This is a genomic window from Actinoplanes subglobosus (assembly GCF_042650585.1).
GTDB classification, from domain to species: Bacteria; Actinomycetota; Actinomycetes; order Mycobacteriales; family Micromonosporaceae; genus Actinoplanes; species Actinoplanes subglobosus.
Window position 1 is genome coordinate 168,969 of the sequence record NZ_JBHSBL010000020.1, and the last position, 12,646, is coordinate 181,614.

Here is a 12,646-nt window from a genome sequence, read left to right on the forward strand (position 1 = left end):
ACGGAGGCGGACATGCCGATGCTTCTCGTGGTGCTCGGCGCCACCATGGTCGTCGGGCACTTCGGCGTGCTCCGTGCCCTCCCGGCCGGCTCACAGACCGCCACCGACTTCAGCGTCACCGTCCTCATCGCGTCCGCGCTGCTCGCCGCGATCGCCGCGGTGATCACCGCCCGCCGCAGCGAAGGCCGCTCCCGGCTGGCCTGGGCGGTGCTGGCCGTCGGCATGACCGGCTGGGCCTTCGGCGAGTCGATCTGGGCCTACTACGTCTCCATCCGCCAGATCACCGCCCCGTTCCCGAACATCGGCGACTTCGGGTTCCTGCTCATCGTCCCGTGCACGGTCACCGCCCTGATCGCCTTCCTCGGCGTCCGCCGCGGCCTGCTCCGGGTCGTCCTCGACGGGCTCGTCATCGCCGGCTCCCTGCTCTTCCTGAGCTGGGTCTTCGTCCTCGAATCCGTCTACCGCGCCGGCAACCTCACCCCGCTCGCCAAAGCCGTGTCGGCCGCCTACCCACTCGGTGACGTGCTGATCGGGGCGGTCGCGCTCATCCTGCTGCCGCACGCCGAACCGGGCCGCCGCCGCAGCGCCGCGCTCATCGTCGCCGGCGCGATCTCGTTCAGCACCGCCGACCTCGGGTTCGCCTACCTCAACCAGCACAGCTCCTACACCTGCGGCAGCATCATCGACACCGGCTGGGTCGCCGGGTTCGTGCTCCTCGGCCTGGCCGCGGTCATGGCACCGTCGCAGCGGCCCGGCGCGTCGGCGCCCGCGCTGCCGGTGCTCCTCTGGCTGCCGTACTTCCCGCTGGCCCTGGCGATCCTCGCCGCCATCGACCGGGTCGGCTCCGGCGACCACCTCGACACCTTCTCCGCAGCCGTCCTCGGCACCGTCGTCCTGCTCGTCCTCGCCCGCCAGCTGGTCGCCCTGCGCGACAACTCGGCACTCAGCCGCGACCTGCACCGCGTCGTCTCCGAACTGCGCGAACGCGAGGAACAACTGCGGCACCTCGCCTACCACGACCCGCTGACCGGCGCCGCCAACCGCGCCCTGTTCCACCAGCACGCCGAGGGCCGCCGGACCGGCTCGCTCACCGTGCTCTACCTGGACCTGGACGGTTTCAAGCCGGTCAACGACAGGTTCGGGCACGCGGCCGGCGACGCCCTGCTCGTCGAGGTCGTCACCCGGCTGCGCGCCGAGACCCGGGCCGTCGACCTGGTGGCCCGGATCGGCGGCGACGAGTTCGCCGTCCTGCTCGGCCCGGACGCCGGCCTGGACGACACCGAACGGCTCCGTCAGCGGCTCACGGCCCGCATCGGCGAGCCGTTCGACATCGGCGGCGAACCCGTCACCGTCGGCGTCAGCATCGGCGTCGCCGCCCGCGACACCGACGACGACACCGAGAGCGTCCTGCGCCGGGCCGACGCCGCGATGTACGCGGTGAAAGCGCGCGGAAAGGCTGCGGCGGTCTGACCGACGTGGCGTCTCTCATCCGGAGCGGGCCGCGGTCCGGGTCCGGTTCGGCGGCCGTTGCCGGCGGCGGTTCTGTATTCGCGAGCCGTCGCCGACCGGAAACCGGCCCTGACTGTGGACACCGACGAGGGCCGTCTGAAGCACCCGTTGCCAGATCGGGTGCGCGTGTCGTCCTTCGATAGGGCGCCGGGCGCACCCAACGCCGGGCCGGGTGCGCGTGTCGTCCTTCGACAGGGCGTCAGGCGCACCCGTTTCAGATCGGGTGCGTGTGCCGTCCTTTGACAGGGCGCCGGGCGCACCCAACGCCGGGCCGGGTGCGCGTGTCGTCCTTCGACAGGGCGTCAGGCGCACCCGTTTCAGATCGGGTGCGCGTGCCGTCCTTTGACAGGGCGCCGGGCGCACCCAACGCCGGGCCGGGTGCGTGTGCCGTCCTTTGACAGGGCGTCAGAGGTACCCGTTATCGGGTCTGGGTGCGATCACCGCCCCCAGGAGGGCGGTGACGGCACCCGCATCCGGCTCCGGGTGCCGACAGGACACTCCCACCGAGAAGTCATTCGCATACCAGGCCATCCACCTCACCCCGACCAGCGACAACCGCGACCGGACCGCCGGTTTCACCGCCCCGCGTGATCAACCCGCGGCGGTGAACACTCGGAGCGCTCATCCGGCGCGGATGAGGCGCCTGGGCGGCGGGTCGCGAATTCAGCTGACGACCCGGTCGCGACCCTCACGTTTCGCGGTGTAGAGCCGGCGGTCGGCCTCGGCCAGCAACTGTGCCTGGTCACGGGTGGCCTGGCCGGTGACCACAGCGCCCACACTGATCGTCACCGGGAGGACCCCGGTGACCGGCTGCCAGCGGTGGCCGGCGATCCGGCGGCGGACACCGTCGAGGCGCTCGAACACCTCGGCGGCCGCCACCCCGGGCAGCACCATCAGGAACTCCTCGCCACCCATCCGGGCCACGAAACCGTCGGCGGCGAGGCGGTCCTGCTCGTCGGCCAGAAGTTCGGCGACGGCGATCAGCACCCGGTCACCGGTGTCGTGCGACAGCGTGTCGTTGATCCGTTTGAAATGGTCGATGTCGATGACGGACAGGACCACCGGACGGCCCTCCGCGGCGGCGCCGGCCAGTGCCTGCGGCAGGTTCTCGTCGACGAAACGTCGGTTCCACAGACCGGTCAGCGGGTCACGGCGGGCCTGTTCCCGATAGCGTTCGGCGTCCCGGCGGGCCTCCGCGGTCTCCAGCATCGCCTGCCGGGCCCGGGCCTTCGCCTCCTGCTGGGCCGAGCGCAACTGCTCACTCGCGGAGTGGAAACGCTTGTACTCGTCGAACGCGGCACGATGGTCACCGGCCGCCGCGTACAACTCGGCCTGCTCGGCCATCGCCCGTACCCCCACCGAGTTGAGCTGATGCTCGGCACACAACTCCCGGCAGTGGTCCAGGCTCGCCTGAGCCCGGTCCAGGGCGTCGCGGTGCCGCTGGGCGAGCGCCAGAGTCAACGCGGCCTCGGCGGCGTCGTGCGCCTCGAACCAGGGCGGCGCCTCCCACACATTCTGCAGGATGCGTTCGGCCTCCTCGTACCGGCCCGCGCTGATGTGGATGTTCGCGACCGTGTCACGTTCGATGATCAGCAGGTCCCGGCCGATGGCCCGGGCGGCGTGATACATCCGCTCGACCGCGGCCAGCGCGGTCCCGGCATTACCGGCCTCCAGTTCGGTGTACGCCAGATTGTTCAGCACCAGCAGCTGCCGGGTCCGGTCGCCGATGTCGGTGGCGATCCGCTCCGCCTGCTGATAACGGTCACGTGCCGCGTCGGTGGAACCGTTCTCGGCCAGCGAGTTCGCCAGCCGGACCAGATGGATCACCCGCAGGCCACCCGGCGCGTCGTCGTCGAGCAGATCCACCGCGTTCAGCGCGTGTTCCAGACTGGCCGCGTGATCACCGAGATAGTGGAAGGTCAGCGCCAGATGGAAGTGGCTGCGGGCGAGCAGCGGCCGGCTGTCATGGCGCTCCGCCCAGCGGTGCGTGGCCAGGAAGACCCGGGCCGCATGATCGACGTCACCCTGGCGGCGGCGCATGTCGGCATGGACCAGCCGGGCCCGGTGACCCAGCACGACATCACCCAGCCGCTGCGCCTCGTCCACCGCGGCGGCCGCACGCGCCAGAAGCGCCGAGACGTCGTGTCCCTCATGATTCTCGAGGTCGTCGACTTCGGCGGCGAGGTCCAGGATCACTGCCGCCACATCGGCGTGACCGGCCGGAACTGAAGAAAACCGATTCGGAAGGAAACCTCAAGATCGATCCGGCCGGGCCGATGACTCGCCACCGTACGGCAACCGGAACGCTACGGAGGACGCGCGATGAAGCGTACGAGACATGCTCTGCGAACCGCGGTGGCGGTGGCACTGCCGCTCGCCCTGGTCGGGGGCAGTGCGCTGACCGTGCCCGGGCCGCCGCCGGAACCGCAGGGCCGAGCCTGGAGCGGACGCTGGCTGACCACCACCGGATCCACGGCAGGCACCACCCTCAAGGACGTCCGGTCGATCATCGGTGCGGACACCGGGACCGCGGCCGGGCTCACCGGCGCCGGGGTGGGCGTGGCGCTGCTCGACACCGGGGTCGCGCCGGTCGCCGGACTGCCCGCCGCGAAGATCGTCAACGGGCCGGACCTGTCGTTCGAATCGCAGGCCGACAACCTGCGCTACCTCGACTCGTACGGCCACGGCACCCACATGGCCGGCATCATCGTCGGCAACGACACCGCCTCCGGAAGCAAAGGCATCGCCCCGGGCGCGCAGCTCACCTCACTGAAGCTCGGCACCGCCAACGGTGCCGTCGACGTGTCGCAGGTCATCGCGGCGATCGACTGGGTGGTGGAGCACCGCAACGACGACCCGGCCAACCCGATCCGCGTACTGAACCTCTCCTACGGCAGCGGTGGCAACCCGTCCGCCGCCAGCGACCCACTGCAGTACTCGGTCGAGCGGGCCTGGAAGGCCGGCATCGTCGTGGTCGCGGCCGCCGGCAACGACGGCAACGCCGAGACCCTGCTGGCCAACCCGGCCACCGACCCGTACGTGATAGCGGTCGGCGCCACCGCCACCAAGGGAACCGTCACCACCGCCGACGACGACCTGTCCACGTTCACCAACACCGGCACCGCGGGCAAACCACTCGACGTGCTCGCACCCGGCGAGTCGATCCTGTCACTGCGGGACCCCGGTTCGAGCATCGACGACGCCTACCCGGCGGCGCGCAGCGGAACCACGCTGTTCCGCGGCAGCGGCACCTCCCAGGCGGCGGCCGTGACGTCGGCGGCGGTCGCGCTGCTGCTCCAGGCCCGGCCGTCGCTCACCCCGGACCAGGTCAAGGACCTGCTCAAACGGGGTACGGCGCTGACCACGGGCAAAGCCGGGACGATGAAGCTGCGTCAGATCAACGTGAACACGGCACTCGGCCTGACCCCGGCGCCGGGCGGGCAGACCTACCCCCTGTCGGGCGGTGACGGCCGGCTCGACGACGCCCGCGGCGACAGCCGGGTGGTCAGCAACAACGTCGCGCTGACCGGTGAGTTCACCGTCTTCGGCCCGTTCCACAGCGCGAACTGGGCGGCCATGTCGGCGGCCGGGCGCTCCTGGATCGGCGGCACGTGGATGGGCGCCCCGATCGCCGGCGACGGCTGGACCGGCACGTCGTTCGCGTCGAGGACCTGGGGTTCGGCCGTCTGGCAGGCGATCCCGTGGAGCGGCAGCCGCGCCTGGACCGACCCGAGCTGGAGTGGGCGGGCGTGGAGCGGCCGTGCCTGGTCGGCCGACGAGTGGACGGGCGCCCGCTACGCCTCCACTGAGGACTGGAGCACAGCCCTCTGGGGCTGACAAACCACCCCGAAACCTGACAAAAATTCTGAGGTCCGGCTGGACCGGCTCGGCCGGACCTCAGACACGTCAAGCGGCACCGTTCACCTGCCTGAGGTCCGGCTGGCCGTGCGCGGGGGCGGTGGGAGCGGCCTCAGGTGCGGTTGCCCGGCCACGGGGCGCGTACCAGATCAAGGGTTATGAAGGTGTCCGGCGGACGTGTCGCCGGGGCAGGACCGTCGTGGATCTCCCAGCTGTCGCCGGTCAGTTCGGTCGCGACCGCCGACCAGAAGTCCTCGACGCCGGGGTTGTACCGCTGGAAACCGATCACCCAGCGGCCCGGAACCATCCGGATCACCTCGAGCGCGGCGATCCGGCCGACGCCGGTCCGGCGCAGGCCGCGGACCACGAAGAACGCGGAGATGGTACGGCCACCGCCGGGATCCGCGCCGGTGAGGACGAATCCCCCGGTTCGCCCCGCGGCGGTGATCAGCCAGCCGCGGGCCTCCGGGTCGGCTCCGGCCAGGAAGAGATCGACGGTCCGGTCGTTGAAGGAGCCGTCGTCGTTCGGCACGTGCCCGTAGGACTCGGACAGGTCGTGCCGGAACAGCTGTCCGAGATTGGTCAGCACAGCACGGTCGGCCCGGCCGACTGGGTGCAGCTCGACCGGCCGGGATTCCGGGCGTGGCGGGGCAGCGGGTGAAGTCACCCGGCCGAGGCTAGCGGGCCGACGAACCGGTCCGCGAAACGCCGCAGGGCGTCGCATTTCTCCTGGAGGGTCGCGTCGAACCGGCGCCAGGGGACGACGATCGCGTCGGTGACGCCGATGTCGGCCTGCTGCCGGAACCCGTCGAGGCCGGGACGGTCGATGCAGACCGCCTGGACCTCGAACGGCAGATGATCACGGCCGTACTCGGCGCGGAGCTCGGCCAGCCGGGTGATCGTGGTGCGCAGGTCGTCGAAACCGATCATCGCCGAGGACCAGCCGTCGCCGATCCGCGCGGCCCGGCGCAGCGCAGGCTCCGAGTGCCCGCCGACGTAGAACGGCACGGGTTCGGCCGGCGCGGGGCTCATCTGTAGTTTCTCGAACGAGAAATGCCGGCCGTGGAACGACACCATGCCACCGGCCAGAATCCTTTTGATGATTTCGATGGACTCGTCGGCGCGGGCCCCGCGATCCTTGAAGGGTTGCCCGCACCAGTGTGATTCCTCCGGCGACCAGCCGAGTCCCACGCCGAGCCCGAAACGGTTCCCGGTGAGCGCCGCGACCGTGCCGATCTGCCGCGCGAGCAGCAGCGGGTTCCGTGGATCCAGTTTGAGGACCTGGGTGTAGAAACGGATCGTCGACGTGACGGCGCCCATCGCACCGGCCGCCACCATCGGATCCGGCCACGGGGTGTCGGCATTCCAGAATCGGCTGCCGTCGGGTGTGTAGGGGTAGGCGGCGGAGACGTGTTCGGAATAGAACAACGAGTCCGGCAGGGCGATCGAGGCGAAACCACATTCCTCAGCGGTACGGGCGAGAGCGGTCAGCTGTTCGAGCGGACTCAGCGCGATCCCCAGCGTGAATTTCATGAGAGCACCTCGGCCAGGTCGAGAAGTTGGGCGGTGGCGCCACCGAGCAGGAACTCGTGTTTCTCGGCGGCCAGGAAGTAACGGTGCAGCGGATGGTCCATGTCGATGCCGACACCGCCGTGCACGTGGACGGCCGTGTGCAGCACCCGGTGCCCGGCCTCGGCGGCCCAGAACCCGGCGGTCGCGACCTCGGCCGGCTCGGGCCGGGACACCGCCTGCCACAACGCCAGCCGCAGCGCCTCCACGTCGATCCACGCGTCGGCCAGCCGCTGGGAGACGGCCTGGAACGAGCCGATCGGGCGCTCGAACTGGATGCGGGTGCTGGCGTACTCGGCGGTCATCTCCAGGGCGCGTTCGACGACGCCGAGTTGCTGGGCGGCGATGCCCACCGTTGTCCTCGCGGCGGTCGGCAGGCCGGTGACGTGTTCCGCGGTCAGGATCGACTCGCCGCGTCCTGCGGGTACCGCCAACGTCTCGACCTGCTCGTCGGTGCCGAGTTCGGCGATCGTCGTGGCGGCCACCACGATCGACGTCAGGTACGGGACGTCGGCCGCGTGCCGGCCCAGCTCGATCAGGATCGCGCACTGCTCGACCAGGCCGTAGCCGTCGCCGCCGGCCCGTTTCGGCAGGGCCGCCGCGAGGATTCCGGCTTCGGCGAGTGCCGGCCACAACGGGCGCCCCGACGACGCCAGGTCACGGGTCAGGCCGACGAGTTCGACCGCTTCGGTGCTGAGCTCGAAATCCATGAACGGCTCCTCAACGCCGGATCGGGAGGCCGAGCGCGCCGGCCGCGATGATGTCGCGCTGCACCTCGTTCGTGCCGCCGCCGAAGGTCAGGATCAGCGAGGACCGGTACATCCGCTCGATCCGGCCGGACAGCACCGCACCCGGTTCGCCTTCGCGGATCGTCGCGGCCGGGCCGATGATCTCCATGAGCAGGCGGTACGCCTCGATCGCCAGCTCGGTGCCGTAGACCTTGCCGGCCGACGCCCGGGGTGCCGCCGGGGTGCCGTCGGTGATGCAGGCCCGCCAGTTGAACAGTTTCAGCGCCTCGGTCTTCGCGTGGACACGGGCCAGGTGCAGGCGGACCCACTCGTGGTCGATCCGCCCGGTGGTCACCGCCCAGTCGCGGACCTCGCGCAGCGCCCGTTGCAGTGGGGCGGCCGAGGTCAGGGCGACCCGCTCGTGGTTGAGCTGGTCGGTGATCAGGCGCCAGCCCTGGTTCTCCTCGCCGACCAGTGCCGACACCGGAACCCGCACGTCGTCGTAGTAGGTGGCGCTGGTCGACGGCCCGGCGACGGTCCGCACCGGGGTCCAGGAGAAACCTGGTGCGTCGGTCGGGACCATGATGATCGACAGGCCCTTGTGTCTCGGTGCGCCAGGATCGGTGCGGCAGGCCAGCCAGACGTAGTCGGCGTACTGGATCAGGCTCGTCCACATCTTCTGGCCGTTGATCACGTAGTGGTCGCCGTCGCGGACCGCCCGCGTCGTCAGGGCGGCCAGGTCGGTGCCGGCGCCCGGTTCCGAGTAGCCGATCGAGAAGTGCACCTCGCCGGCCTCGATCCGGGGGACCAGCTGCTCCTTCTGCGCGGCGGTGCCGTGCCGGGTGATCGTCGGCCCGACCGTGTAAAGGGTCAGGAACGGCACCGGCACACCGGCCAGTGCCGCCTCGTCGGCGAAGATCAATTGCTCCAGGCGGGAGCGGCCGCCGATCGTCAGCCAGCCGTCGCGGCCCAACTGCCGGACCACTTCACGGTACGCGGTGCCGGTCCCGTATTCGCCGTCGCCACTGGTCAGGCCGTCTCGGAGGGCCGGCGTCATCAGTGCGGCGAAGTAGTCCCGCAGCGAGGCCCGCAGCTTCTCCTGCTCGGGCGTGTATCCGACGTGCATGGGCCACCCCGATCCCGGTAAGTTAGAACACGTTCTACTCGCTGCGACGGGAGGGCGTCAACAATGGAGGCATATCTGGTCGGTGCGGTGCGTACCCCGGTCGGCCGTCGTGGGGGGTTGCTCGCCGGGGTTCATCCGGCGGACCTGGGGGCCGCGGTGATCAGGTCAGTCCTGGGTGGCGTCGATCCGGGGGCGGTCGACGACGTGATCCTCGGGTGCGTCGACACATTGGGGCCGCAATCGGGGGACATCGCCCGGACGGCTTGGCTCGCGGCCGGATTTCCGGAACACGTTCCCGGCGTCACCGTGGATCGGCAGTGCGGGTCGTCGCAGCAGGCGGTGCATTTCGCGGCGCAGGCGGTGATGAGCGGGACGGCGGACCTGATCATCGCCGGGGGAGTGCAGAACATGAGCCAGGTCCCGATCGGCAGCGCGATGGCTCCGGTGGGGCCCTATGTGGGCAGTGCCGGGTGGGCCGCGAGGTACAGCGATCAGGAGATCTCGCAGTTCCGGAGTGCCGACGAGATCGCGGCCCGCTGGTCTCTCGATCGCGAAGACCTGGAGAGTTTCGCACTCTTAAGTCACGAAAAATCGGTCAAAGCGATCGGCAGCGGCCTCTTCACGCGAGAGATCATCAGCGGAGGCGCGGGAGGCGCGGGAGGGTCGGGAGGGTCGGGAGGGCTGGGAAGCGCGGGCGCGGGTGGTTCGGGCTTCTGGGGCGGCGTTGACGAGTGTCCGCGACGGGACACCAGTGCCGAGCGGATCGCCGCGCTGAAACCGCTCCGGGAGGGTGGGGTCACCACCGCGGCGATGGCCAGCCAGATCGCGGACGGGGCCGCCGCGCTCCTGGTCGCGAGTGAGCGGGCGGTCCGGGAGCACGGGCTGCGGCCGCGAGCGCGCGTCCACCACCTCTCCGCGCGCGGTGACGATCCGGTTCTGATGCTCACCGCGCCGATCCCGGCGACCGCCCACGCGCTCCGCAAGACCGGGCTGGGCATCGACGACATCGATCGTTTCGAGGTGAACGAGGCGTTCGCCAGTGTCGTCCTGGCGTGGCTGAAGGAGACCGGCGCCGACCCCGGACGGGTCAACGTGAACGGTGGAGCGATCGCCCTCGGGCACCCGCTCGGCGCGACCGGTGCCCGGCTGATGGTCAGCATGCTGCACGAACTCGAACGGTGCGGCGGACGATACGGCCTGCAGACCATGTGTGAGGGCGGCGGCCAGGCCAACGTGACGATCATCGAACGGCTGTGAGCCGCCCCCATCCGTCATCCGCCTCTTTCATGATCCGCGCGATCAGCTCGGCGCACGACGGCAGGTCGTCGATCACCCCGGCGACCTGCCCGGCCGACATCACGCCGAACTCCGGCCGGCCCTCCACCATCGCCGTCCGCAACAGCACCGGCGTCCCCGCGGCCATCAGCGTCTGCGCCCAGGTCAGCTCCCGCCCGTGCCGCGCCTGCCGCCCGGCGCGCACCAGTTGCGGCCAGGTCATCCCGGCGAGACGCCGGAACGCGACGGCATGCCGGGCCGACCTGAGCAGCGCGGTCACCCTCCCCGATCTTTCCAACCCTTGGATGTACGGCGTCCGCAGCACCCGATGGGGCACCCCGTCCACGCGCGTGGTGACGACGGTGCCGGTCACGTCCGCATCGAGGTAGAGCCTTTTCACCCGCGCCCCGACCGGGCTGTCCGTGGTGAGCAGGAACCGCGTGCCCATGGCCACCCCGGCCGCCCCGTAGGCGAGAGCCGCGAGCAGCCCCCGCCCGTCGAAGAACCCACCGGCTGCCACCACCGGGATGTCCACGGCGTCGACCACCTGCGGCAGCAGCAGCGTCGTCGGGACCGGTCCGGTGTGCCCGCCGCCCTCGCCGCCCTGCACCAGTACGGCGTCGACACCCCAGGCCGCGACCTTCTCGGCGTGCCGGCGTGCACCCACCGACGGCATGGTCAGCACCCCGCCGTCGGCGCATCGGCGGATCAGGTCACGGTCCGGCGCGAGGGCGAACGAGGCGAGCCTCACCCGTTCGCGGATCAGCAGGTCGATGCGTCGGGTGGCGTCGGGCGCGTCCGACCGTACATTGACGCCGAAGGGATTTGTGGTCCTGCTCTTGATCTCCTTGATCGTGGCTTCGAGCTCGTCGAGGGTCATCGTCGCGGAGGCCACGATGCCGAAACCGCCGGCCTCGGCCACCGCCGAGACCAGGCCGGCACCGGCGACGTAGCCCATGCCGGTCTGCACGATCGGGTGCCGGCAGCCGAGCAGTTCGGTCAGCGCCGTCCTCACCGGACCTCCCGCTCGCGCAGGCCGTCCGGGTCGAGATGCTCGCGGAGGAGCCGCAGCTCGTCCCCGGTCGGTTCGCGGGTCTCCGGCACCTGATCGGGAACGGTCAGGGCGAACCCGGTCGCCGCGACCACCTCGCCGACGTGGACCCCCGGGTGCACCGAACGCAGCCGCATCGACCGGTCCGGGGTGGCGAAGTCGAGGACCGCGAGGTTCGTGACGACCAGGCGGATCCCGTGCGCGCCGCGATCGTGCCCGACACCGGAGACCATGTCGACGTGCTCGACGAACACCCGTGGCGAATGCCGGGGCACCCAGTAGCTGACCGGGTGGTTGACCGTGTTGCCGGGAGCGCCGCGCACGCACAGCAGCTGCGAGGTCGGCCGTTCCCACGGGCCGACGCAGGAGATGTTCTGGTTGCCGAAGCGGTCCAGCTGGCTCGCGCCCATCATGACGTGCCGGGTGCCGGCCGCGACGACCGCGAAGACCCGGCGGTACGGCAGCCAGCCCTCCGCCCGCCCGTCCCGCATCAGGGTCGCCTCACCGTCGGTGACCAGCAGGTCCGGGGCGAAGGTGAGCTGCGCCAGGCGGGCACCCAGCCCCGGGATCAGCCCGGCCGAACTCGCCAGCACCGCGCCGTCCCCCCGCCACGCCTCGGCGCACGCCACCACACACGTCTCCGCCCTGGTCACCGTTTCACCGCCCGCTGGTAGTCGTCCTCGTCGCCGTCGAGATAGCGGGCGCGGAACGTGTCGAAATCGGTCGTCGCGTATTCCTTCTGGAACGCCTCGTCACGCCCGTAGTCGGGGACGCAGCTGGTGAAGTGCGCCCCGTTCGGCGTCTCGGTCACGCCGTCGACCATGGACCGGTTGACCAGCAGGCCCTGCGGTGGTCCGTCCTGCTGGAGTTCCCCGGTGCCGACCAGGCGCTCGCAGGAGAGGAACCGCTTCTTCGCGGCCAGGCAGAACAGGTCGTCGAAGTACGGGTCGGGGCCGAGATAGCGTCCGTTGCCCCGGTCGTCGGCCCGGTTCAGGTGGATGAACGCGACGTCGAGTTCCAGGGCCGGCATCGCGACCAGCTCGGTGGCGTCGGCGTAGGGGGAGCGGATCGTCCGCAGCCCCGGATTGACGCGCATGACGTCGGAGCCGAGGCCCGCCCGGATCGGCAGGAACGGCAGCCGGTTCGCGGCGGCCAGCAGGCCCCAGTAGAGCATCCCCTCGTCGTATTCGGTCAGCTCGACGGTGCCGGCGCTACGGGCCGCGCGGAAGTGCGGTTCGAGCGGGATGCTGTCCAGGGAGACGAAACCGGTGACGATCCGGCGTACGCAACCCGCGGCCACCAGCAGACCCACGTCCGGCCCGCCGTAACTGACGAGTGTCAGGTCCCGGCGGCCGGCCCTCAGTAGTGCCCGGACCATCGCCATCGGTTTGCGCCGTGAACCCCAGCCGCCGATCCCGACCGTCATCCCGTCCCGGACCTCAGCGACCGCGTCCTCGATGCTGACTCTCATGTCTGGCCCTCCACTTCATCGGCCGTCCACTTCATCGGCCGTCCATCTCATCGGCCGTC

The 12,646-nt window shown here is 70.8% G+C and carries 12 protein-coding genes; 4 read left to right on the forward strand and 8 right to left on the reverse strand.

Annotation, left to right across the window (positions count from 1 at the left end; genetic code table 11):
• Positions 1 to 12 precede the first annotated feature (12 nt).
• Complete coding sequence (locus ACFO0C_RS29925; RefSeq protein ID WP_378070061.1) at positions 13 to 1,470, forward strand: diguanylate cyclase domain-containing protein; 1,458 nt, start codon at positions 13 to 15, stop codon at positions 1,468 to 1,470.
• 702 nt (positions 1,471 to 2,172) lie between these two features.
• Here the strand turns inward: ACFO0C_RS29925 and ACFO0C_RS29930 are convergent.
• On the reverse strand, positions 2,173 to 3,549 hold the full coding sequence (locus ACFO0C_RS29930) for a GGDEF domain-containing protein (protein WP_378070062.1): 1,377 nt from the start codon (positions 3,547 to 3,549) through the stop codon (positions 2,173 to 2,175).
• On the opposite strand from ACFO0C_RS29930, the gene ACFO0C_RS29935 reads away from it, so the two are divergent.
• Entirely contained in the window at positions 3,520 to 3,738 is a 219-nt protein-coding gene (locus ACFO0C_RS29935) for a hypothetical protein (protein ID WP_378070063.1), read from the forward strand. The two genes, ACFO0C_RS29930 and ACFO0C_RS29935, sit on opposite strands and share 30 nt — an antisense overlap.
• 93 nt (positions 3,739 to 3,831) lie before the next feature.
• The gene (locus ACFO0C_RS29940; RefSeq protein ID WP_378070064.1) at positions 3,832 to 5,346 is read left to right on the forward strand and encodes a S8 family serine peptidase; all 1,515 of its coding nucleotides are present in this window, start codon (positions 3,832 to 3,834) and stop codon (positions 5,344 to 5,346) included.
• A gap of 133 nt (positions 5,347 to 5,479) precedes the next feature.
• Here ACFO0C_RS29940 and ACFO0C_RS29945 read toward each other — a convergent pair whose 3' ends face one another.
• Genes ACFO0C_RS29945 through ACFO0C_RS29960 form a run of 4 tightly spaced genes read right to left on the reverse strand, consistent with a single transcriptional unit; the run spans position 5,480 to position 8,790 of the window.
• On the reverse strand, positions 5,480 to 6,034 hold the full coding sequence (locus ACFO0C_RS29945; protein ID WP_378070065.1) for a hypothetical protein: 555 nt from the start codon (positions 6,032 to 6,034) through the stop codon (positions 5,480 to 5,482).
• Positions 6,031 to 6,900 carry a TIGR03619 family F420-dependent LLM class oxidoreductase gene (locus tag ACFO0C_RS29950; RefSeq protein WP_378070066.1) on the reverse strand — a complete coding sequence of 290 codons (870 nt, stop codon included), beginning with the start codon at positions 6,898 to 6,900 and terminating at the stop codon, positions 6,031 to 6,033. Before ACFO0C_RS29950 ends, ACFO0C_RS29945 begins: the two co-directional genes overlap by 4 nt.
• On the reverse strand, positions 6,897 to 7,646 hold the full coding sequence (locus ACFO0C_RS29955) for an acyl-CoA dehydrogenase family protein (protein WP_378070067.1): 750 nt from the start codon (positions 7,644 to 7,646) through the stop codon (positions 6,897 to 6,899). Before ACFO0C_RS29955 ends, ACFO0C_RS29950 begins: the two co-directional genes overlap by 4 nt.
• Positions 7,647 to 7,656: 10 nt before the next feature.
• The gene (locus ACFO0C_RS29960) at positions 7,657 to 8,790 is read right to left on the reverse strand and encodes an acyl-CoA dehydrogenase family protein (RefSeq protein WP_378070068.1); all 1,134 of its coding nucleotides are present in this window, start codon (positions 8,788 to 8,790) and stop codon (positions 7,657 to 7,659) included.
• 63 nt (positions 8,791 to 8,853) lie between these two features.
• On the opposite strand from ACFO0C_RS29960, the gene ACFO0C_RS29965 reads away from it, so the two are divergent.
• The gene (locus ACFO0C_RS29965; protein ID WP_378070069.1) at positions 8,854 to 10,047 is read left to right on the forward strand and encodes an acetyl-CoA C-acetyltransferase; all 1,194 of its coding nucleotides are present in this window, start codon (positions 8,854 to 8,856) and stop codon (positions 10,045 to 10,047) included.
• On the opposite strand, the gene ACFO0C_RS29970 is transcribed toward ACFO0C_RS29965, so the two are convergent.
• Genes ACFO0C_RS29970 through ACFO0C_RS29980 form a run of 3 tightly spaced genes read right to left on the reverse strand, consistent with a single transcriptional unit; the run spans position 10,031 to position 12,587 of the window.
• Positions 10,031 to 11,080, reverse strand: coding sequence for an NAD(P)H-dependent flavin oxidoreductase (locus ACFO0C_RS29970; protein WP_378070070.1), 1,050 nt, complete (start codon positions 11,078 to 11,080; stop codon positions 10,031 to 10,033). The two genes, ACFO0C_RS29965 and ACFO0C_RS29970, sit on opposite strands and share 17 nt — an antisense overlap.
• Positions 11,077 to 11,769, reverse strand: a complete 693-nt coding sequence (locus tag ACFO0C_RS29975) for a CoA-transferase subunit beta (protein WP_378070071.1) — start codon at positions 11,767 to 11,769, stop codon at positions 11,077 to 11,079. The genes ACFO0C_RS29970 and ACFO0C_RS29975 overlap by 4 nt, the downstream gene beginning before the upstream one ends.
• Positions 11,766 to 12,587: a CoA transferase subunit A gene (locus ACFO0C_RS29980; protein ID WP_378070072.1), complete on the reverse strand. Its 822-nt coding sequence runs from the start codon at positions 12,585 to 12,587 to the stop codon at positions 11,766 to 11,768. The genes ACFO0C_RS29975 and ACFO0C_RS29980 overlap by 4 nt, the downstream gene beginning before the upstream one ends.
• Positions 12,588 to 12,646 lie beyond the last annotated feature (59 nt).